The organism is Chenggangzhangella methanolivorans (assembly GCF_042648545.1).
GTDB classification, from domain to species: domain Bacteria; phylum Pseudomonadota; class Alphaproteobacteria; order Rhizobiales; family Methylopilaceae; genus Methylopila; species Methylopila methanolivorans.
On sequence record NZ_JBHRXS010000003.1, the window covers coordinates 398,941 to 420,036 of the forward strand.

Consider the following 21,096-nt stretch of genomic DNA (forward strand, 5'->3'; position numbering starts at 1 on the left):
CGCCGCGACAGTTTAGAGACGATCAACCCTTTGGATCGTCACCGACCTGTCGCTTTCCTGTCACCAGAATCGGCATAGGTCTTCGGTTCACCTGATTTATCACGCAGATGTTCCAAGCATTCCGTCCCGCCGCCCAAGCCGCGCCGGTCGTCTGGGCGCTGCTCGCGAGGCGGCCGGGCGACAACGCGCAGATCGAGACGCTCGCAGCCGCCACCGGGCTGCCGGTCGTCGTCAAGCGTCTTGAGTTGCGCAAGGGGCTCGAGGCGCTGCCCAATCTCAGGCGGACAGGATCGCTGTTCTCCTACGACGCCGCGACGCAGGACGCGCTGCGCGCCGCGCCGCCGCCGGACCTCGTGATCGCAGCCGGCAAACGGTCCGCGCCGGCCGCGCTCTGGCTCAAGGCGCGGCGAGGCAGCCGGCTCCTGCATCTTGGCCGCAGCTGGGCACCGGGCGCGTGGTTCGACGCGGTCCTCACCACGCCGCAATACGGCCAGCCTCCGGGTCCGAACGTCGTCGTCAACCTGTTTCCATTGACGCCGCCGCGCGCCGAAGCGGCGGGAGACCCCGGCGACCTCGCCGCGCTTGCGCGCCCGAGGCTGCTCGTCGCCGCGGGCGGAGACGCCGCGGGACTGCGTTTCGGCCCCGCGGAGGCCGCGGCGCTCGCCCGGCGCGCGCTCGAGCGCCAGCGCGACGACGGCGGCGCCCTGATGGTCGCGACCTCGCCGCGCACCAGCGCCGCGGCGGCGGAGGCGCTCAAAGCCGCGATCCCGCCCTCGGGCGACCGGCTGGTCTCGATCTTCGGCGAGGACCCGAACCGCTACCGCGACTTCCTCGCGGCCGCCGACGCCGCGATCGTCACCGAGGACAGCGTCTCGATGGCGGCCGACGCCGCTGCGACCGGGCGTCCGGTCGAATTCTTTTCGCTCACGCCCCGGCGCGACGGCTCCGGTCTGCTGCGCAGCGCGCTCGGCGCGATCGGCCTCGACCGCCGCGCGGCCGCCGCCGGCCTCATCGATTCCGGGCGCGAGATCCGCGCGCATATGAGCGCGCTGAAGACCGGCGGCTGGCTCGACGGGTCCGCCCCGGCGCGGATCGAGGCGGAGCTCGCCGCCGCCGCGGCGCTCGCCCGCAGGCTGGCGGCGCAAGCGCGCTGAGCTCCGAGAGAACCACCGCGTCATGCCCGCGCTCTTGGCGCGGGTATCCACGACTTCGGCGTCGCGCCCGGCGATCCCAGAAAGTCGTGGATGCCCGGCTCCGCCGGGCATGACGGCTGCGGGCGGTCTCGCCTGGCGGCGCTAGCCGAGGGCGCGGAAGGCGAGCGCGGCGTTCAGCCCGCCGAACGCGAAGGAGTTCGACAGAGCGGCCGGGATCGCCATCTCGCGCGCGACGTTGGGGACGCAGTCGATGTCGCAGCGCGGGTCGGGCGCGTCGAAATTCGCGGTCGGCGGGGCGACGGAGCGCCGCATCGCCAGCACCGTCGCCACCGCCTCGATCGCGCCGGCGGCGCCGAGCGAATGGCCGGTCACGCCCTTGATCGAGGAGACCGGCGGAACGCGCCCGGCGCCGAACAGCGCGTTTAGCGCCTCGGCCTCGGCGACGTCGTTGGCGGCCGTTCCGGTGCCGTGGGCGTTCACATAGGCGATCTCGCCTGCGTCGAGCCCGCCATCCTCGATCGCGAGCCGCATCGCCGCCGTCATGCCCTCGACGCTCGGCGCGAGCAGGCTGCCGGCGTCGGCGGTCGCGCCGTAGCCCGCGAGCTCGATCGCGGCCTCCGCGCCGCGGCGGCGCGCATGCGCCTCGGTCTCCAGGATGATCGCGCCCGCGCCTTCGCCCAGCATCAGCCCGTCGCGCCCGCGCGCGAACGGTCTGCAGGCGGTCGAGGTCATGATCTTCATGGCCTCCCAGGAGTTGAGGCAGCCAAGCGACAGCGGCGCCTCGGTCCCGCCCGCGATCGCGACGTCGGCGACGCCGGCCCGCAGAAGCTGGAGCGCAACGCCGATCGCGTGGGTGGCGGAGGCGCAGGCGCTCGAGGTGACGAAGCAGGGCCCGCGCGCGCCCGTGGTCATCGACACCCAGCTCGCCGAGGAGCTCACCATCACCTTCGACACGGTGCGCGGATGTGGCCGCGCGGAGGGATCGGCGGAGCGGCGGGCGTATTGCTCCTCGACGCTCATGATGCCGCCGCCGCCGCAGCCGATGATCGCCGCGACGCGGTCCGGCCGCTCGAACGGCCCCGAAAAGCCGGCGTCGGCCAGCGCCTCGCGCGCCGCGCCGACGGCCAGCAGCGCGCTGCGGTCGCAGGCCGCGAGATTGACGCCGAGATGCTGGAACGGCTCCGGATCGAGGATCTCGGCGACCAAGACCCCGCTCCCGGGCGCGCCCGAGGCCTCGCGGAACGTCGGCCTCGCCGAGATCAACGACGACCAGAACCGGCCGGCGTCGAGCCCGGCAGCCGACATGACGCCGACGCCTGTGACGAGGATGCGCGTCACGCGGTCTTCTTGGCCTCGACGAGCGCCACGACCTTGTCCGCGAGCAGCCCCACGGTGCTGATGTCCGAGAAGCTCGCGTTCGCGTTGTAGTCGATCTCGACGCCGTATTTCTCTTCGATCTTGAAGACGATTTCGACGAAGTCGAAGGAATCGACGCCGATCTTGTCGAGTTGGGTCGCGGCGCTGAGCTCCTTGACCTTGGCGTAGCCCCGGATGATGTCGATCACGCCGTCCCGCACGGCGTCCCGGTCGACGGGCGTCCCTTCGACTTGCGCGGACATGTCCCCCTCGCACCGCAAGCGGCCGCCTCCTAAGCTTTCGGCGGCGGACACAATTTCTCCGGGAACAACTGTCTCAGCGGCCTTGGCGGAAAGCAAGCAGGAAGGTTGGAGGGTGGCGGACGCCTTTCGGATCGAGAGATCCGGGCGAACGCCGCCCGGATCTCGCGGTCGCTCACCAGCCGATCGCCGTCGGCAGCCATGTGGCGATGCCGGGGAAGGCGAACACCAGCACGAGCGCGATGAGCTGGAGGCCGATGAACGGCACGACGCCCTTGTAGATGTCGAGCGTCGTCACCTCCGGGGGCGCGACGCCCCGGAGGTAGAACAGCGCCCAGCCGAAGGGCGGCGTCAGGAACGAGGTCTGGAGCACCACCGCGATGAGGGAGGCGGCCCAGACGATGTTGACGCCGTCGGCGAGCATCAGCGGCAGGAACATCGGCACGACGATGTAGCTGATCTCGATCCACTCGATGAAGAAGCCGAGCACGAAGATGATCGCCAGCATGAAGATCAGCATGCCGGTGGCCCCGCCCGGAACGAGCTCGAAGGCGTCGTGGACGAGCTTCTCGCCGCCGAGCCCGCGGAAGGCGAGCGCGAACACCTGCGAGCAGATCAGGATGAAGAACATCGTGGCGGTGATGCGCGCGGTGGAGTTCACCACGTCCACGAGCGTCTTCATCGTCAGCCGTCCGGCGACCGCGGCCACGATGATCGAGCCCACCGCGCCCATCGAGGCGGCCTCGGTCGGCGCCGCGACGCCGCCGATGATCGAGCCGAGCACCGCAAGCACCAGCGCGATCGGCGGCACGCCGACCTTCAGCGTCTTCTTCAGCAGCTCCTTTCGCGGCATCGCCTGGCGTTCGGCGAGCGGAATGGCGGGCGCCATCTCTGGCTTGAACACGCCGACGAGCAAGATGTAGCCGCCGAGGATCGCGGTCAGCAGCAGGCCGGGGAAGACGGCCGCGGCGAACAGCGTGCCGACCGACTCTCCCATGATGTCGGCGAGCAGGATGATGACCGTCGATGGCGGGATGAGCTGGCCGAGAGAGCCCGACGCGCAGATCGCCCCGCAGGACAGTTGCTTGTCGTATCCGCGGCGCAGCAGCGTCGGGAGCGTGAGGAGGCCGAGCGTCACGATGGTGGCGCCCACGATGCCCGTGGTCGCGCCCATCAGCGCGCCGACCAGCACGATGCCGAGCCCCATGCCGCCGCGAAGGCCGCCGGCCAGATAGCCGATCACCTCCATCAACTCGTCGGCCATGCGCGATTTCTCGAGCATGACCCCCATGAAGACGAAGAGCGGGATGGCGATCAGCGTGTAGTTCGCGGTCACGCCGTAGATGCGCGCCGGCAAGAGGTTGAAGAGGCCCGTCCCAAAGCCGATCCAGCCGAACACGAAGCCGGAGATGGCGAGCGTCAGCGCGACCGGCACGCCGACGAACAGGAGCACGAAGAAGGATGCGATGCAGGCGATCGCGAGGATCTCGTTAACCGGCATTGATCGACGCCGTCTTGAGACCGTCGCGACCGCCGAAGAACGGCTTCAGCGCGCGCAGAACCGCGCCCAGGCTCTGAACGCCGAACAGGACGAAGCCCGCCGGGATCATGGCCTTGATAATCCAGCGATAGGGCAGCCCGCCGGGGTCCGGAGAGCCTTCGCCAATGCGGTAGGATTGCATGACGTAGGGGATCGAGATCTTGACCACGATCACCGCGAGCGCGAGCGCGCAGAGCGCCGAGAACAGGTCGATGAGACGGCGCGCCATCTCGGGCAGGCGCGAATAGAGCACGTCGACGCGGACGTGCCCGTCATGCTTGATCGCGTAGGCGATGCACAGCAGCGTCAGCGGCGCCATCAGGTGCCATTCAAGCTCCTGCGTGGCGACCGACCCCACTTTGAACAGGTAGCGGGCCACGACGTTGCCCGCCATGACGAGGACGAGCGCAAGGCCCGTCCACGCCGCGACGCGGCCCAGAACCTCGACGACGGCGTCAAGGCCCCGGGCCCATTTTTCCAGAAGCTCGGGCATGTGAGGATCAGACGCCGCCGACGCGGATCTGGTCCTGATAGACGGCCTCCGAGACGCCGGCCCAGGCGTCGTGCTTGGCCTTGAAGGCCAGGAACGAGTCATAGACCTTCTTGATCTTCGGATCGGAGGCGGCGAGGCCCTCGAGCGTCTTCTTGGTGACGCCGCGCAGGCCCTCGACCACGTCCTTGGGCAGCGGCTGGGCGATGACGCCCTGGTTCTTGACGAGGTCGTCGAGCGCGTCCGAGTTGGTCGCCTCGCACCAGGTCTGGCTGATCGTGTTGCAGGCGTAGGCCGCCGAGCGGACGATCGCCTTCAGGTCGTCGGGCAGCGAGTCCCAGGCGGCCTGGTTCACCACGAGCTCGGTGACGTTGTTCGGCTCGTGCCAGCCGGTGGTGTAGTAATACTTCGCCGCCTTCTGGAGGCCGAGGCGACGGTCCTGGAACGGGCCGACGAACTCGGCCGCGTCGATCACGCCGCGTTCCAGCGCCGGGAAGATCTCGCCCGCGGGCAGCAGCTTCACGTCGACGCCGAGCTGGGCGTAGACCTTCCCCGCAAGGCCCGCGATGCGCATCTTGAGGCCCTTGAAGTCCTCGAGCTTCTCGATCGGCTTGCGGAACCAGCCGGTCATCTGCACGCCGGTGTTGCCCATCGGCATGGGGACGAGGTTGAAGGGCTTGTAGAGCTCCTCCCACAGCGCGAGCCCTCCGCCGTGCAGGATCCACGCGGTCTGCCCCTGGAAGTTGAGCCCGAACGGAACCGTGGTGAAGAACTGGGCGGCCGGCACCTTTCCTGCCCAAAAGTATGAGTTCGCCGCGTTCATCTCGACCGTGCCGGCCGAGCAGGCGTCGAAGCCCTCGAGCGCCGGGATGAGCTCGCCGGCGGCGAAGTGCTGGATGGTCAGGCGCCCTCCCGACATCTGCTTCACCAGCTCGCAGAAATGCGTCGGCGAGCCGGGGCCGGTCACGTAGAACGGCGCGCCCGGGCCGTAGGCGTTGGTCATCTTCCAGGAGAAGGTCTGCTGGGCGCGGGCGACCGCCGGCGCTGCGAGGGACGCCACGGCGCCGAGCGCGCCCGCGGACAAGACTTTACGACGATCCATTGCTGCCTCGCTTGGCCGCCCCCGACGGCGGCGCAGATCACATTGCCAAGCGCCACCAGCAAGTGGCATGCCACCCCGATCGGGTGAGCGGCTCACGCTTTCGGGATCGCCCGGTCGCGCCGTCGGCGAGGCGGACGGGTGCGGGTCGCGCTGGGGAGAACTCCGGATCGGCGAGATCGATCGCGTTCGTCTGGAACGTGGCGCGCAGGCGCGGCCGTGCGCGGACCTGATCGCGGCCTCGACGGCGTCCGGGTCGAGACGGCCCGGCCGAGGGTCGATGGCGACGAAGCGCGGAAGCGGGCCTGCGAGCCAGGGCCGCTCCGTCATCCCCCGAGGCGCCGGAGCACAGCCCGGGGGAGCAAGGCCAGGCGAAGCCGCGCGGCCGGGAAGGCGGAGATCCGCCCGCCCGGCCGAACAGGCCGCCTCAGCGGCCGCCGCTGAGCTGCTCGGCCGACGGGTCGATCTGACGGGCCGCGCGCAGGCCGGACTCGATCGCGCCCTCGACCCAGCCGGTCTTGAGCGTGGTGAAGTCGCCGGCGAAATGGATGCGTCCTTCCGGCTGCGTCCATTCGCGGATCATCCAGCCGCCGCCGATGGGCGGGCCGCCGAACGAGCCCTTGATCCAGGGCTGCTCGCTCCAGGCGAAGTCGCTGACGCTGACCACCTCGCCGAGGAGACCCGGCGCGTCCTTCTCGAACTGGCTCACGATGCGCGGGCCGCGCTCGGCGCGCGGCAGCGCCAGCACCGCGTCGGCGTTGTCGCCGTTCAGATAGAAGAAGCCGCTGCCGTGGCCGCCCGGCTCGTTGCCGGTGATGTCGATGAAGCGCTCCCACGGCCGGTCGCCGCCGGCCATCGGCCAGCCGCGGACGGTCTGCGCGAGCCAGGACGGCGACTTGGTCTTGACGATGATCTTCACCGTCTTGTCCCACTCCATCTCGGCGAACATGCGCGCCTTGCCGGCCGACCAGCCGGGCTTGACCGCGATCTCGTCCATCACGCTGAACGGGATGGTGGAGACGATCGCGTCGCCCTCGAACTGCTTGCCGTCCGCAGTGCTGACGCGCACGCGGTCGCCGCTCTGGTCGATCTCGGCCACCTGAGCGTTCAGCACGATCTTGTCCGGCCCGATCGCGGCCGCCATGGCGAGCGGCAGGCGGTTGTTGCCGCCGCGGATGCGGAACACGTTCTGGTCGCCGAAGTGGTAGGCGAGGTCGGCCACGATGCCGAGCGCCTGGGACGAGGGCGTGAAGGTGCCGCCATGGGCGCCGAGCAGCTTGCAGAAGTCGTCCGAAGCGCCGACGTAGCGCAGCAGGTCGCCGAGCACGATGTTGTCGAGCTTCTCGAGCACGTCGGGGTTCGGCCAGGCGGCGTCGAGCACCGTCTGGGTGTCGAGGCCCGCACGGAACAGATACTGGTTGAGGCTCGAGGCGATCGAGACGTTGCGCTCGGACGGGTTCAGCCGCCACGGCCAGTCGGCGAGGTTGGCGGACTTCGCCTGCTTGCCGTCGACCATGTAGAGCGGCAGGCCGTCGTTGAGGCTGAGCAGCGGCAGGTTGAAGTGCCGCACATAGTCCAGCACCAGCGGCATGTTGGAGCGGAAGTGGCCGCCGCCGGCCTCGGTGAACATGCCGTCGCCGAGCGGGACCGAGAGCAGGCGACCGCCGATGCGGTTCTGGCGCTCGAGCAGCGTCACCTTGTGGCCGCGGCGCTGAAGCGAGATCGCGGCGGTGAGGCCCGCCATGCCGGCGCCCAGGATCAGGATCTCGCGCGCGCCCGTCCGGCTCTGCGCGACGACCGGCGAGGCCAGGGGCGCGGCGGCGGCGGCGGCTGCGGAGCCCGCGAGGAGCCCGCGGCGGGAAAGGACCGCTCGCGGCGGCTGGACAGGAGACATGACTGGAGATCCGGGATCGAACGCGACCGCCGGAAGATGCATGCGCGGGATTTAAGAAAGTCTGCGCGGCCGCCGACTACCTCGCCGTCGGCGCCGCCGATGCTGCGGCGCCGCAACGCAATTGCGGCCGCGCGACCGCCCGGCTAAGGTTCGGCCGGAATTTATACATCCATGACAGGCATTTAACTTGTTTTTCGACCCAGGGTTTGAAAAGGATTCTTGGCGATTTCTGATCCCTCCCTGTTCGACGCCTTCGCGGCCTGCGGCGCGACCGCCGCAGGCGGCGTCCACCGGCCTTGCGCGAGCGCGGCCGACGGCGCGGCGCGGGACGTGCTCGAGGCGGCGCTGAACGCGGCCGGCGCGCAGACCCGCACCGACGCCGTGGGCAACCAGTTCGGGCTCTTTCGCCTCGCCGAGGCGCCGGACGCGCCGCTCGTGATGATGGGCTCGCATCTTGACAGCCAGCCGAACGGCGGCCGCTTCGACGGCGCGCTCGGGGTCGCGGCCGCGGTCCATGTCGGCGCGGCGCTGATGCGCCTGAAGCGCGAGGGCGCGCGCTTTTCCGCCGACTTCTGCGCCGTGAACTGGACCAACGAGGAAGGCGCGCGCTTCCGCCCGAGCCTGCTCGGCAGCGGCGTCTATGTCGGACGCCACACAGCCGACGAGGCGCTGGCGGCGCTCGACGACGACGGCGTCACGCTGCGCGACGCGCTCTCGGCGATCGGCCGGAACGGCGGCGACCAGGCCCCGCCGCTTCCCGCCTGCTATCTCGAGCTCCATGTCGAGCAGGGCGTCACGCTGGAGCAGGCGGGCGTCGCGGTCGGCGTCGTCACGCGGAACTGGGGCGCGACCAAGTTCGACGTGACGTACAAGGGCGAGCAGGCCCACACCGGGCCCTGCCCGATGGGGCTTCGCCGCGACGCGCTGCTCGCCGCCTCCCACCTCATCGTCGAGGCCCGCGCGATCGCGGACCGCTGGCCGGGCAAGGTCCATTCCTCGGTCGGGCGTCTCGTGGTCGCGCCGAACTCCGCCAATGTGGTGCCGTGCGAGACGCGGCTCTCGCTCGAGATCCGCTCGAACGACGACGGCGTGTTGGCTGAGGCGAGCGCGCTGGCCGACGCCGCGATCGCGACGGCCGCCGAACGCGCCGCCGTCGAGGTCGCCTCGGTGGTCCGCAACGAGCGCGCCATCCGCCCGATGCCGGCGGCCGTCAGCGACCTCGTCGAGGCCTCGGCCGCAGCGCTCGGCGCGCCGAGCCTTCGCCTCGACACGGTCGCGGGCCACGACGCGATCAGCCTGCTCGGCCATTGCCCGACCGGGCTCGTCTTCGTGCCGAGCGCCGGCGGGATCGCGCACAACGAGGCTGAGTTCACCGCCCCCAAGGACGTCGAGACGGGCTTTTCCGTCTGCCTCGAGGCCGCCGCGCGGCTCTGCCGGGCCGCCGGCTCGCCCGAGCGCGCGCTCGATCAGCAGGGGCTTGCGGCGTGACGGGGCTCGAAGAGCGCGTCGGGGCCGCGGTCGCGCGCCTTCCGGGCCTCGGCGAGATCGCGGGCTTCGAGCTCGCGGCCGCGCCCGTCGCCTCGCCGACGCATCGCGCCACCGTCTCGGACTGCGTCCGGCTCGACCCGCGGGACGCATCGCCCGTCTTCCTCAAGATCCGGCACGCCGACTGCGCCGCCGACGTCTCGCCGGTCGCGGCCGAGGCCGCCGCGCGGGCCGCCGAAGCCGGCGTCGCGCCGAACGTCGTCGCGACGGCCGAGGGCGCGCTCGCGACAGAGTTTCTCGCCCCGCTTTGGCGCTACGCCCGGGTCGGCGACCTTCAGGACGTCGAACTCCTCTCGGAGACGCTCGCGGCGAAGCGGCGCCTGCACGCGGCCTCGCCGATCGGCTGGCGCTTCGATCCGTTCGAGCGCGTGCGCGCGCTCGCCGCCGAAGCCGCGGCGCTTGGCGCGCCCCTGCCCGACGGCGCGGCCGAGATGGCGGCGGCCTGCGATCTCGCGGGCGCGGCGATCGCGGCGGCGGGCGTCGACCTCGCCTTCTGCCACAATGACGGCGTCGCCTCGAACGTGATGCTGCGCGACGGCCCCGCGGGCGATCGCGTGCGGCTCGTCGATTTCGATCTCGCCGGCGACAACGACCCGTGGTTCGACGTCGGGGCGCTCATCAACGAGGCCTGCCGCTTCGAGGCCGAGCGCCGCGCCGCCATCGAGGCCTATGCGGGCGCCTGCGTCGAGCGGATCTACAATCGCTGCCGGCTCTACGGCGCCGTCGACGACGTCATGTGGGGGCTCTGGGGGATCGTGCGCGCCGTCGGCTCGAAGCGGCCCGGGATCGAGTTCTACAAATACGGCACGTGGCGGCTCTCGCACGCCCGGGCGACGCTCGGCGAGCGGGGCTTCGAGGAATGGCTGCGGCGGCTGTGACGCGGACGGGGAACGGGACAGGCCGATGAGCGCAGCCGCCAACTGGAAACGTCCCGGCGAGGCCGCGACCGACTCCGAGCGCGCGCTCGAAGGCGTGCTGGCCCAGGTCGAGCGCTGGCGCGGCGCGGCGCTGCGCTACCGACCGGTCTCGGGCGGCATCAGCAACACCAACTGGCGCATCGGCGTCGAGGGCGCGGGCGGCGACTACTTCCTGAAAGTGCCGGGCCGCGGCACCGACATGTTCATCGAGCGCGGAGCCGCCAACGACGCCAGCCGCCGCGCCCACGCCTGCGGCTTCGGGGTCGAGGTCGTCGACTTCCTGCCCGGCCCCGGCGTCGAGATCTTCGCCTTCGTGGAGGGCTTCCGCGCCTCCACCAATCTCGATTTCCTGCGCCCCGCGGTGCGCCAAAACGCCGTGACGGCGCTGCGCGCCTTCAACGACTCTCCCGCGCTCGGCCTCACCAAGACCGTGTTCGACATGATCGACGAACATGTGGAGCAGGTGGCGATGGTGGGCGGGCGCCTTCCCGCCGACCAGCCTTTCCTGATGCGCCGCCTGGAGGAGGCGAGAGCCGCGCTCACCGCCTCCGGCCTCGACCTCGTTCCCTGCATGAACGACACGCTGGCGGGCAATTTCATGATCGACGGCGACGACCGCGTGCTGCTGGTCGACTTCGAGTACGCCTCCAACAACGAGCGGGCCTACGAGCTCGCGCTCTGGTTCGACGAGATGGCGTTTCCGGAGGCGATCGAGCGCGAGCTGACCGAGGCCTATTTCGGGGCCTGGACGCCGGCGATCGACGCGCGCGTCAATGTGCTGAAGGCGCTCGGCGACCTGAAGTGGTCGACCTGGGCGATGATCCAGGACGCGGTCTCGACGCTCGACTTCGACTACTACAAATACGGCATGTGGAAATACATGCGCGCCCGCGCAGTGTTCCATCACCCCGACTGGGCGTCCTGGCTGCGGCGCGTGTGACGACCACCTCCGGCACCCACGTCCTGCCTTGCAGGCACATATGCAACACTTTCTGCGTGTGTGGTAACGTAATTGGAAAGCTTTCCAAAATAATCGTACGGCGTAACGTTCGCTCATCCGGCGCCCTTCTCCGAAGCCGGACCCACGAAAGGCCGCCCGGTCGTCGGGCGCTCTCGTCAGCGCGGCCGCATGTTTCTGAACCTGCAGAAGCAGATACTGGAGATGATCGCCCGCGGGTCGCCGCTTGCCGAAACCGCGCGGCGCATCTGCGAAGAGGCCGAACGCCTCGCGCCGAGCTCGATCTGCTCCATCCTTCTGATCGACCCTGACGGCCGGCTTCGCGGGCTCGCCGCGCCGAGCCTGCCCGCCGCCTTCTGCGACGCGATCGAGGGCGTCGCGATCGGGCCCGACGTCGGATCCTGCGGCGCCGCCGCCTATCGCCGCGAGCCGGTGACCGTCGTCGACATCGCGACCGACCCGCTGTGGGAGCGCTATCGGCATCTCGCCTTGCCGCTCGGCCTTCAGGCCTGCTGGTCCTGCCCGATCCTGGGGACGCAGGGCGAGACGCTCGGCACCTTCGCGTTCTATTTCCGCACCAGGCGCGGCCCCAACGAGGACGAGGAGCAGGTGGTCGAGACCTGCGTCGATCTCTGCGCCATCGCGATCGAGCGGCACGAGGCCGAGCGCGAGATCCATCGCCTGGCCTATTTCGACACGCTGACCGGCCTCGGAAACCGCGCGAGCTTCGACATCGCGCTCGAGGCGCTCGAGGGAACCGGCGGCGCCGGGCTGCTGCTGATCGACGTCGACCGCCTGAAGATCGTCAACGACACTTTGGGCCACGCCGCCGGCGACGACCTCTTGCGCGAGATCGGCCGCCGCATCGGCGAGACCGCGCCGGACGGCGCCTACCGCATCAGCGGCGACGAATTCGCGGTCGTGCTGCGCGGGGCCAACGTCGCCGAGGCGATGCCCTGGGTCGCCGACCGCCTGCTCGAGGCGATGCAGCCGCAGGCGCTCTGCGGCGGCCGCCCGCACCGGCTCGCCGTCACGGTCGGCGGCGCGGTGCTCGGCGAGGACGGCGCAACGGTCGAGAGCCTCCGCCAGAAGGCCGACATCGCGCTCTATCACGCCAAGGACGCCCATCGCGGCGGCTTCGCGCGCTTCACCGAGGGGCTCGGCGACGCCGCCGCGCGCCGCCTCCAGGCCATCCGCGACGTCCGCGAGGCGCTCGACGAGGACCGCGTCGAGGCGTATTTCCAGCCGATCGCGCGGCTCGACACCGGGGACTTCATCGGCCTCGAGGCGCTCTGCCGCGTGTTCGGCCGCGACGGCGCGCGCATGGCCGAGGCGCCGTTCCAGCTCGCCATGACCGACGGCGTCGCCGCGACGCTGCTCACCGAACGCATGCTGACCCAGGTCGCCCGCGCGATCCGAAGCTGGCTCGACGACGGCGTCAACTTCCAGCATGTCGGGGTGAACGTGAGCGCCGGCGACTTCCATGTCGGCGCGCTGGAGAAGCGCATCTCCGGCGTGTTCGAACGCTACGGCGTGCCGCTGAGGCACGTGATCCTCGAGGTGACCGAGCTCGTCTATCTCGGCAAGAAGGACAATCTGGTGGGCGAGGCCGTGAAGGCGCTGCGCGCCCGCGGCCTGCTCGTCGCGCTCGACGACTTCGGCACCGGCTACGCCTCGCTCACCCACCTCGTGACCTTCCCCGTGGACATCATCAAGATCGACAAGTCGTTCGTTGCCGATCTCGGCGAGGGGGGACCGGGCGCGGCCATCGTCGGCGGACTGATCGACATCGCCCGCAAGCTTGGCATGAAGATCGTGGCGGAGGGCGTGGAGACCGCCGAGCAGGCCCGCCTTCTGGAGGCCCTCGGCTGCCGGCTGGGACAGGGGTTTTTCTACGCCCGCCCGGGCGACTTCGACCTCACCACCAAGCGGCTGCGCGAACGCGGCCAGCCGCTGCCCGACGCGGCGCCGGCCCGGCTGACGGCTGGCTGAGCGGGGCTTTCGCCGGGGACGCCGGCCGCGCCGCAACGATCGTCGAAAGCCGGCGAAACAAAAAAGGCGACGCCGGAGCGTCGCCCTTATTTGGTGCGTACTGACGCTTGTTAACCGCCAGACCGCGATCTCTGAGAAGGGTAGAATAACCTGGCGTCCGGCCGCGTCAAGCGGCGGACGACCTCACCGGGCCGCGACCGGAACCCTCGGTTGCAAAGTCGGCCAGCCCTGATCTAGCATCGAAGAAACAACCTGATTTCACAGGCTCCGGCAGAAGAGCGCAGCGACGACGGCGCCGCCGAGTTACAATTTTTGATTGCATAGATGCTCGGTCCTTGCCGACATTTCGCGGACGCTACGGCTCGGGAAATGGCGGCGCGACTGGATCGACGGGCAAAGCGGGGAGATTTTCGTGCGTTTCGCGTTCGATCTCGGAACCAACAGCCTCGGCTGGTGCGTCTTCGCGCTCAAGGGCGACGGCGCGCCGGAGCGCATCGTCGCCATGGGCTCGCGCATCTTCTCCGATGGCCGCGACCCGAAGTCAGGCGCCTCGCTCGCCGTCGACCGGCGCGGCGCTCGCGCCATGCGGCGGCGGCGCGACCGGTTAAAGCAGCGGCAGGCCGCGCTGCTGAAGCACCTGACGCGGCTCGGCCTGTTTCCCGCCGAAGAGGCCGGGCGCAAGGCGCTCGAAGGCCTCGACCCTTACGAGCTTCGCGCCCGGGCGCTGTCCGAAGAACTGACGCTCGCCGAGATCGGCCGGGCGCTGTTCCACCTCAACCAGCGCCGCGGCTTCAAGTCGAACCGAAAGGCCGAGCGCGGCAAGGACGAGGACGCCGGAAAGATCGCGCTCGGCGTCGAAGCGCTGCGGGAAGCCATGGACGAGGCGGGCGCGGAGACGCTCGGGGCCTTCCTGTACGGCCGCCGAGTCTCTGCGCCCAACGACAACGAGATCCCCTGGGTGCGCACGCGCCTGAAGGCCGGCTCGGCCGACGCCTATGACTTCTATCCCTCGCGCGCGATCCTCGAGGACGAGTTCCAGACCATCTGGGAGCGGCAGTCTCCGTATCATCCGGACGTATTGACCGAGGAGGCGCATGACTGCCTCTACGAGATCGTCTTCCACCAGCGCCCGCTGAAGGCGCCGAAGATCGGGCGGTGCACGCTGGTTTCGGACGAGGAGCGGCTGCCCAAGGCCCATCCGCTCTTCCAGCGCCGCCGGCTGCTGGAAGAGGTGAACGCTCTCCAGATCGTGCGGCCGGGCGAGAAGGCCGAGCGGCTGACCCGCGAGCAGCGCGACACGCTGCTGCTCAAGCTGCACGACAAGCGCCGCGTCTCTTTCGAGAGCCTTCGAAAGGCGCTGAAGCTCGACCCCGACGCGCGCTTCAACAAGGAGAGCGAGAACCGCAAGGAGCTGATCGGCGACGAGATCGCGGCGGCGTTCTCGGACAAGAAGCGGTTCGGAAAGCTCTGGCTGCACCTGACGCCCGAGGAGCAGTGGGAGGTCGTGGAGACGCTGCAGGACCTCGAAACCGATGAGGACGAGCAGAATTTCCGGACTTGGCTGCGCGAGACCTACAAGCTCGACGACGAAGCCGCCCGCGCGGTCTGCGGCGCGCCTGTCCCGGAAGGCTTCGGGCGGTTCGGTTCAACGGCGACGACAAGACTGATCGAGGCGCTGAAGGCGGAGGTGATCGTCTACAGCGAAGCGGTGGAGACCGCGGGCTTCACCCACCATTCCGATTTCCGCACCGGCGAGATCTTCGAAGACGCCAAAACAGGCCGCCCGGCCCTGCCCTATTACGGCGTCGCGCTCGAGCGCCACATTCTCCCCGGCACCGCCGACCCGAACGAGATCGACGACGCGCTGCGCATCGGCCGGCTGACCAACCCGACCGTCCATATCGGCCTGAACCAGCTCCGCAAGGTCGTGAACGACCTGATCGGCCGCTTCGGCCCGCCGGAGGAGATTGCGATCGAACTCGCGCGCGAGCTCAAGCTTGACGAGGACGAGAAGAAGAAGCGCAACCGCGAGAACAACGAGAACCGCATCGCGGCCGAGAAGCGCTCCAAGAAGCTGATTGAACTTCGCCAGCCCGACACCGGCGGCAACCGCGCGCTGCTGAAGCTGTGGGAGGAGCTCAACCTCGAGAACGTGCTCGACCGCCGCTGCCCTTATTCCGGCCGTCAGATCAGCGCCGAGATGCTGTTCAACGGCACGGTCGACGTCGACCACATCCTGCCCTTCACCAAGACGCTCGACGACTCCAACGCCAACAAGACCGTCTGCCTGCGCGAGGCCAACAGGCTGAAGCGCAACCGCTCGCCCTTCGAGGCGCAGGCCGATTTCGCGCGCCAGTTCGGCGCCGACGCCGAATGGGAGGCGATCGGCGCGCGCGCCGCCAAGATGCCGAGGAACAAGCGCTGGCGCTTCGAGCCGGACGCGATGCAGAAATTCGACAGCGACGATCCGGAATTCGGCAAGAGCTTCATCGCCCGGCAGCTCACCGACACCCAGCACCTGTCGCGGCTCGCGCGCGAGTATCTCTCCGCGCTCTATCCCCATCGCGGCGAGGGCAGTTCGAGAGTCTGGGTCTCGCCCGGGCGCCTGACCGAGATGGTGCGTCGCAAGCTCGGGCTGAACGACCTCCTGCACGACCACAATCTCGGGGCCGACCAGCCCAAGAACCGCAAGGACCACCGCCACCACGCCATCGACGCCGCGGTGATCGGGATCGTGGACCGCGGCATGCTGCAGGCGGCCGCGCGCGCCTCCGGCCAGGAGGGCGCGGACGGGCGCGAGAAAATCGTGTTCCCCGAACCGTGGGAGGGGTTTCGCGAGGATCTGCGCCGCGCCGTCAACGCCATCGTGGTGAGCCACCGGCCCGACCACGGCACGGTCTCCAAGGCGAGCCTCGCGAAAGGCGCGGACAAGACCGCCGGCCGCCTGCACAACGACACGGCCTATGGGCTCACGGGGCAAAAGGACGCCCGTGGGAACGACATCGTGGTCCACCGCGCGCCGCTCTCCTCGTTCAAGAAACCGGCCGACCTCGAAGATATTCGCGACGAGCACCTGAAGCAGGCGCTGAAGGACTGGACGGCCGGCAAGGAGGGCGCGGCCTTCGAGCAGGCGTTGCGCGCGTTCGGCGACAAGGAGCTCGGCCCGCGCAGCTACCCCAACATCCGCCGCGTGCGGATGGTCGAGCCGCTTAAGGTGATCCCGATCCGCGACAGGAACGGGCGCGCCTACAAGGGCTACAAGGGCGATTCGAACTATCGCTACGACGTCTGGGAGCTGAAGGACGGCAAGTGGGTGTCGGAGGTCGTCTCGATGTTCGACGCCCACAGCGCCGCCTGGAGCTCGGCGATCCGCGCCGCGAATCCGACGGCCAAGAAGGTGCTGAGCCTGCACAGGGACGATGTTCTGGCGATCGAGCGCGAAGGCGCCGTCGAGCTGATGCGGATCGTCAAGTTCTCCGAAAAGCAGTTCGCGCTCGCAGCCCCCAATGAGGCCGGCGCTCTCAAAGCGCGGGACGCCGACAAGTCGGACCCCTTCAAATACGTTTATCCCTCTCCCAACACGCTGAAGGCGTGGCGCGCGCGACAAATCCGCGTCGATCCCCTCGGCCGCGTCAGCGACCCCGGCTTCCCGGCCCGCACGGCCGTGCGGCGCACCAAGCCGAAAGCCTGAGCCGATGGAGCGCGTCGTCGACATCGCCACCGACGGCCGCCATCTCTCCGCCCATCGCGGCTTCCTGATCGTGAGCGAAGACCGCGCCGAGGTCGGCCGCGTGCCGCTCGACGACGTCGCGGCCGTCATCGTCCACGCCCATGGCGTGACCTGGACCACGAGCCTCGTGGCGAGCCTCGCCGAACGCGGCGCGCCGGTGGTGCTGTGCGGCGCGAACCACGCCCCGGTCGCCGTGTGCCTGCCGATCGACGGCCATCATGGCCAGAACGCCCGCATGCGCGCGCAATGGGAGGCCGGAAAGCCGCTCGCCAAGCAGATCTGGCGCGAGATCGTCATCGCCAAGATCCGCTGGCAGGACGCCGCGCTCGACGCGCTCGGCCGCCGGGTTCTGGCGCTCGAGATGATGTCGCGGCGCGTGCGCTCGGGCGACCCCGAAAACATCGAGGCGCAGGCCGCGCGCCGCTACTGGCCGGCGCTGATGGGCGCCGACTTCCGCCGCGACCGCGCGCTCGAGGGACCCAACGCCCTGCTCAACTACGGCTACACGGTGATGCGGGCGCTCGTCTCGCGCTCGCTCGTGGCGAGCGGGCTGCACCCGTCGATCGGCGTCCACCACGCCAATCGCGGCAGCGCCTTCGCGCTCGCCGACGACCTGATGGAGCCCTTTCGGCCGCTGGTCGATCTCGTGGCCGTCCGCCTGCTGGAGCGCGGCGTCGACACCGTCACGCCCGAGGCCAAGCGCGCCTTCGCGACGCTGATCGCCCTCGACCTGCCCGGCGAGGCCGGCGTCACCACCGTGTCCACCGCCGCCATCCGGGCCGCGCAGTCGCTCGCCCGCAGCTTCGAGACCGGCCGGGCGAGCGAACTCCGCCTGCCGCGCCCGCCGTCGGCGCTCGAGCTCGCCGCGCTTGGCGCGCCGGCGCCGGTCGCGGCCATTGCGGACGACATGGGATGACCGTCGCGGAGGCGTTCTCCGCCGCCCAGCTCAGCGGCTACCGGCTCATGTGGATCTTCGTGATGTTCGACCTGCCGGTGACGACCAAGGCGCAGTCGCGCGCCGCCACGAAATTCCGGCAGTTCCTGCTCGACGAGGGCTTCGAGAAGAGTCAGTTTTCGGTCTATGCGCGCTTCTGCAACGGCAAGGAGCAGTTCGAAGCCTATATGCGGCGGATCGAGCGCGCTTTGCCCGACCGCGGCGACGTGCACGTCCTCACCTTCACGGACCGGCAATATGAAAACATCGTCCGTTTCTCCGGCCAGCGCCGTCGCCGCCCGCGCAAGAACCCGGACCAACTCGCTTTGTTCTAGGGGTCAGGCTGGTTTCGCCGGCCTGGATGCGGCTGCTTTCCCGTTGTTTTGCAACGGGTTGGCAGCCGCTCCAGAATAGCCGCTCAGAGATCGCGGTCCAGCGGCAACGACGCGAGCGATGTCCTCCGCCATTCGCTTAGAATAGCCGCTCAGAGATCGCGGTCCAGCGGCAACACGGCCAGATCCGGGGCGCTGCGATCCACCAGAATAGCCGCTCAGAGATCGCGGTCCAGCGGCAACTTCCAGCCGCGCTCGGCGTGCCAGCCGCGGAAGAATAGCCGCTCAGAGATCGCGGTCCAGCGGCAACTCAGCGAATTCATTAGCGATAGGGACGGGCAGAATAGCCGCTCAGAGATCGCGGTCCAGCGGCAACGCGGCGGCCCTCCGCGGCGAAGGCGCGAGAGAATAGCCGCTCAGAGATCGCGGTCCAGCGGCAACTGATCGTGACGCGTGGAGCCCACGCGCGGGAGAATAGCCGCTCAGAGATCGCGGTCCAGCGGCAACGAGGCCGACGAGCGGCCCCAAGCCGAAGGCAGAATAGCCGCTCAGAGATCGCGGTCCAGCGGCAACCGATCAGGCCAACTGCCTTGAGGCCACCCTAGAATAGCCGCTCAGAGATCGCGGTCCAGCGGCAACAACGGCGATCCCACATATCAGCTTGGCGTTAGAATAGCCGCTCAGAGATCGCGGTCCAGCGGCAACGGCCGGGTCTCCGAGGCCTTCCGTTCGATGAGAATAGCCGCTCAGAGATCGCGGTCCAGCGGCAACTGTCACAACGGGCGGCACAACTGGTAGGAAAGAATAGCCGCTCAGAGATCGCGGTCCAGCGGCAACTGGGTGCTACGTGATAATGGTTATTACACGAGAATAGCCGCTCAGAGATCGCGGTCCAGCGGCAACTCTGCCGGCGACGCGCTGGGCGGCTCCTCGAAGAATAGCCGCTCAGAGATCGCGGTCCAGCGGCAACGAGAAGCGCGGTGAGGCCCGACGACCAATCAGAACAGCCGCTCAGAGCGCGCGCTCAACGGCGCCGCCGCGCGGGGCGCCGTCACTCGCCGACCGCAAGACCCTCGCGGCGGGGGTCGACGCCGCCGGTCAGGCCATCGGGCGAGATCGCGATCGCTTGCACGCCCGAGGTCATGTCGGAGATCCTGGTCTCGAAGCCGAGCGCCCCCAGCGGCCCGGCCAGCTTGTCGGCGGCCGGGCCCGTCTCCAGCTCGAACGGGCCGTTGCGGTTCAGCATGTTGGGCAGCGCCGCCGCGCGGCCGACGTCCATGCCCCAGTCGAGATGGGCGATGAGCGTCTTGGCCACATAGCCGATGATCTGGCTGCCGCCGGGCGAGCCGAGGCTGAGAACCGGGCGGCCGTCCTTCAGCACGATGGTGGGGGCCATGGAGGAGCGCGGCCGCTTGCCCGGCTCGACGCGGTTGGCCACCGGAACGCCCTCGCGATGCGAGCGGAAGGAGAAGTCGGTGAGCTCGTTGTTGAGCAGGAAGCCGCGCGCCATCAGCCGCGAGCCGAAGCCGGCCTCGATCGTGGTCGTCATCGAGACCACGTCGCCGGCGCCGTCGACGATCGACAGATGGCTGGTGCCCGGAAGCTCGATCGCGGGATCGGGCGCGAAGCGCAAGGCGTGCGACCATTTCGGGCTGCCGGCCGGCGCCTCGGCGAGCGCGCGCTCGCCGGCGAGCAACGTCGCGCGCTCGGCGAGATAGTCGCGCGCCAGAAGGCCCTTGGTCGGCTGCGGCACGAAGGCCGGATCGGCGACGTAGCGCTCGCGGTCCGCGAAGGCGAGGCGCGAGGCGTCGCCGATGAGCCGCCAGGCCTTCGCGCTGTCGGGGCCGAGCGCCGTGAGGTCGGTCCCCTCCAGCATGCCGAGGATCTGCGCGACCGCGATGCCGCCCGAGGAGGGCGGGCCGATGCCGCAGACCTGATAGGCGCGATAGGCGCCGCAGACCGCTTCGCGCTCGACCACGGCGTAGCGGGCGAGGTCGTCGGCCGCGAGCACGCCCGGGTTCTTGGCGTTGCGCACCGCCGAGACGATGTCGGCGGCGATCGGTCCCTCGTAGAAGGCGTTCGCGCCGCCGTCGCGCAGCGCCTTCAGCGTCTCGGCGTAGGCCGGGTTCACGAGCCGCCGGCCTTGTTGCAGCGGCTCGCCGCCGGGCAGGAAATAGGCGGCGGCCGCCGGATCGCGGGCGAGCCGCTGCGCGTCCGCGGCGATCTGGGCGGCAAGCCGCGGCGAGACGTCAAAACCCTGTTGGGCGAGCCGGATGGCCGGCGCGAACAGGTCCGCCCAGGCGAGCTTGCCGAAGCGGCGATGCGCGGCCTCGAGCAGCCGCGGCGTGCCGGGCGCCCCGACCGAGCGCCCGCCCACCACGGCGTCCATGAAGGCGAGCGGCTCGCCGGCCTCGGTCTGGAACAGCGTGGGCGTCGCGGCCGCGGGCGCGGTCTCGCGGCCGTCGAGCGTCGTCAGCCTGCCCTCGCCCGCGTCCCAGTGGACAAGGAACGCGCCGCCGCCAAGGCCGGAGGACTGCGGCTCCACGAGCCCGAGCACCAGTTGGGCCGCGATCGCGGCGTCGACGGCGCTGCCGCCCCGGCGCAGCATGTCGGCGGCGGCGGCGGTCGCGTGCGGGTTCGCGGCGGCGGCCATCCAGTTCCTGGCGGAGACGAGCGGCTTGGGCTGAAGGCCGCTCGCGATCTCGGGCGCGAGCGCGTCGGAGGCCTGCGGCGCGAACTGGGCGGCGGCGGGCGCGGCGAGAAGCGCGAAGCTTGCAAGGATGCTTGCGAACAGGCTCGCAAGGGCTGCGGCGGCGCGGCGCATGGCTGGCTCCATCCTCGGGCGGCGGGGCGAGACAGCGATGATCGGGCGGCGCCGGGCCGGATCAAGTCTCG

Annotated in this window: 15 protein-coding genes and 1 CRISPR repeat array; of the genes, 8 read left to right on the top strand and 7 right to left on the bottom strand. The window is 70.0% G+C overall.

Annotated elements, in window-relative coordinates:
* Positions 1 to 107 precede the first annotated feature (107 nt).
* Positions 108 to 1,154: an ELM1/GtrOC1 family putative glycosyltransferase gene (locus ACFOWB_RS02245; RefSeq protein WP_378145442.1), complete on the top strand. Its 1,047-nt coding sequence runs from the start codon at positions 108 to 110 to the stop codon at positions 1,152 to 1,154.
* 141 nt (positions 1,155 to 1,295) lie between these two features.
* Here ACFOWB_RS02245 and ACFOWB_RS02250 read toward each other — a convergent pair whose 3' ends face one another.
* The 6 genes from ACFOWB_RS02250 to ACFOWB_RS02275 form a co-directional block, all read right to left on the bottom strand.
* Positions 1,296 to 2,492, bottom strand: a complete 1,197-nt coding sequence (locus ACFOWB_RS02250; RefSeq protein ID WP_261401517.1) for a beta-ketoacyl-[acyl-carrier-protein] synthase family protein — start codon at positions 2,490 to 2,492, stop codon at positions 1,296 to 1,298.
* Positions 2,489 to 2,773 carry an acyl carrier protein gene (locus tag ACFOWB_RS02255; RefSeq protein ID WP_261401516.1) on the bottom strand — a complete coding sequence of 95 codons (285 nt, stop codon included), beginning with the start codon at positions 2,771 to 2,773 and terminating at the stop codon, positions 2,489 to 2,491. The genes ACFOWB_RS02250 and ACFOWB_RS02255 overlap by 4 nt, the downstream gene beginning before the upstream one ends.
* 172 nt (positions 2,774 to 2,945) lie before the next feature.
* On the bottom strand, positions 2,946 to 4,271 hold the full coding sequence (locus tag ACFOWB_RS02260) for a TRAP transporter large permease (protein ID WP_261401515.1): 1,326 nt from the start codon (positions 4,269 to 4,271) through the stop codon (positions 2,946 to 2,948).
* Positions 4,261 to 4,803 carry a TRAP transporter small permease subunit gene (locus ACFOWB_RS02265; protein WP_261401514.1) on the bottom strand — a complete coding sequence of 181 codons (543 nt, stop codon included), beginning with the start codon at positions 4,801 to 4,803 and terminating at the stop codon, positions 4,261 to 4,263. The genes ACFOWB_RS02260 and ACFOWB_RS02265 overlap by 11 nt, the downstream gene beginning before the upstream one ends.
* A gap of 7 nt (positions 4,804 to 4,810) precedes the next feature.
* On the bottom strand, positions 4,811 to 5,902 hold the full coding sequence (locus ACFOWB_RS02270; protein ID WP_378145446.1) for a TRAP transporter substrate-binding protein: 1,092 nt from the start codon (positions 5,900 to 5,902) through the stop codon (positions 4,811 to 4,813).
* Between the two features lie 424 nt (positions 5,903 to 6,326).
* A complete protein-coding gene (locus ACFOWB_RS02275; protein WP_378145448.1) occupies positions 6,327 to 7,793 on the bottom strand; it encodes a flavin monoamine oxidase family protein in 1,467 nt (488 codons plus the stop codon).
* Between the two features lie 219 nt (positions 7,794 to 8,012).
* Here ACFOWB_RS02275 and ACFOWB_RS02280 point away from each other — a divergent pair, with 219 nt between their 5' ends.
* The 7 genes from ACFOWB_RS02280 (at position 8,013) to cas2 (ending at position 18,204) form a co-directional block, all read left to right on the top strand.
* Positions 8,013 to 9,281: a Zn-dependent hydrolase gene (locus ACFOWB_RS02280; RefSeq protein ID WP_378145450.1), complete on the top strand. Its 1,269-nt coding sequence runs from the start codon at positions 8,013 to 8,015 to the stop codon at positions 9,279 to 9,281.
* Complete coding sequence (locus tag ACFOWB_RS02285) at positions 9,278 to 10,216, top strand: phosphotransferase family protein (protein ID WP_261401510.1); 939 nt, start codon at positions 9,278 to 9,280, stop codon at positions 10,214 to 10,216. Before ACFOWB_RS02280 ends, ACFOWB_RS02285 begins: the two co-directional genes overlap by 4 nt.
* A 25-nt stretch (positions 10,217 to 10,241) precedes the next feature.
* On the top strand, positions 10,242 to 11,195 hold the full coding sequence (locus ACFOWB_RS02290) for a choline kinase family protein (protein ID WP_261401509.1): 954 nt from the start codon (positions 10,242 to 10,244) through the stop codon (positions 11,193 to 11,195).
* Between the two features lie 189 nt (positions 11,196 to 11,384).
* On the top strand, positions 11,385 to 13,205 hold the full coding sequence (locus ACFOWB_RS02295) for a putative bifunctional diguanylate cyclase/phosphodiesterase (RefSeq protein WP_378145453.1): 1,821 nt from the start codon (positions 11,385 to 11,387) through the stop codon (positions 13,203 to 13,205).
* A gap of 412 nt (positions 13,206 to 13,617) precedes the next feature.
* Positions 13,618 to 16,896 carry a type II CRISPR RNA-guided endonuclease Cas9 gene (cas9, locus tag ACFOWB_RS02300; protein WP_378145455.1) on the top strand — a complete coding sequence of 1,093 codons (3,279 nt, stop codon included), beginning with the start codon at positions 13,618 to 13,620 and terminating at the stop codon, positions 16,894 to 16,896.
* 4 nt (positions 16,897 to 16,900) lie between these two features.
* Entirely contained in the window at positions 16,901 to 17,851 is a 951-nt protein-coding gene (gene cas1, locus ACFOWB_RS02305) for a type II CRISPR-associated endonuclease Cas1 (protein WP_261401505.1), read from the top strand.
* The gene (cas2, locus tag ACFOWB_RS02310) at positions 17,848 to 18,204 is read left to right on the top strand and encodes a CRISPR-associated endonuclease Cas2 (RefSeq protein WP_261401504.1); all 357 of its coding nucleotides are present in this window, start codon (positions 17,848 to 17,850) and stop codon (positions 18,202 to 18,204) included. Before cas1 ends, cas2 begins: the two co-directional genes overlap by 4 nt.
* Positions 18,205 to 18,276: 72 nt before the next feature.
* A CRISPR array of direct repeats spans positions 18,277 to 19,171; the repeat unit is 36 nt; unit sequence AGAATAGCCGCTCAGAGATCGCGGTCCAGCGGCAAC.
* A gap of 81 nt (positions 19,172 to 19,252) precedes the next feature.
* On the opposite strand, the gene ggt is transcribed toward cas2, so the two are convergent.
* Entirely contained in the window at positions 19,253 to 21,025 is a 1,773-nt protein-coding gene (gene ggt / locus ACFOWB_RS02315; RefSeq protein WP_261401503.1) for a gamma-glutamyltransferase, read from the bottom strand.
* Between the last annotated feature and the right edge of the window lie 71 nt (positions 21,026 to 21,096).

What these genes read in the sequence shown, in the direction of transcription:
- ACFOWB_RS02295 (WP_378145453.1), top strand. Translation starts at nt 11,385, where the DNA reads ATGTTTCTGAACCTGCAGAAGCAGATACTGGAGATGATCGCCCGCGGG.
- ACFOWB_RS02275 (WP_378145448.1), bottom strand. Translation starts at nt 7,793, where the DNA reads ATGTCTCCTGTCCAGCCGCCGCGAGCGGTCCTTTCCCGCCGCGGGCTC.
- ACFOWB_RS02290 (WP_261401509.1), top strand. Translation starts at nt 10,242, where the DNA reads ATGAGCGCAGCCGCCAACTGGAAACGTCCCGGCGAGGCCGCGACCGAC.
- ggt (WP_261401503.1), bottom strand. Translation starts at nt 21,025, where the DNA reads ATGCGCCGCGCCGCCGCAGCCCTTGCGAGCCTGTTCGCAAGCATCCTT.
- cas1 (WP_261401505.1), top strand. Translation starts at nt 16,901, where the DNA reads ATGGAGCGCGTCGTCGACATCGCCACCGACGGCCGCCATCTCTCCGCC.
- ACFOWB_RS02270 (WP_378145446.1), bottom strand. Translation starts at nt 5,902, where the DNA reads ATGGATCGTCGTAAAGTCTTGTCCGCGGGCGCGCTCGGCGCCGTGGCG.
- cas2 (WP_261401504.1), top strand. Translation starts at nt 17,848, where the DNA reads ATGACCGTCGCGGAGGCGTTCTCCGCCGCCCAGCTCAGCGGCTACCGG.
- ACFOWB_RS02265 (WP_261401514.1), bottom strand. Translation starts at nt 4,803, where the DNA reads ATGCCCGAGCTTCTGGAAAAATGGGCCCGGGGCCTTGACGCCGTCGTC.
- ACFOWB_RS02260 (WP_261401515.1), bottom strand. Translation starts at nt 4,271, where the DNA reads ATGCCGGTTAACGAGATCCTCGCGATCGCCTGCATCGCATCCTTCTTC.
- ACFOWB_RS02255 (WP_261401516.1), bottom strand. Translation starts at nt 2,773, where the DNA reads ATGTCCGCGCAAGTCGAAGGGACGCCCGTCGACCGGGACGCCGTGCGG.
- ACFOWB_RS02245 (WP_378145442.1), top strand. Translation starts at nt 108, where the DNA reads ATGTTCCAAGCATTCCGTCCCGCCGCCCAAGCCGCGCCGGTCGTCTGG.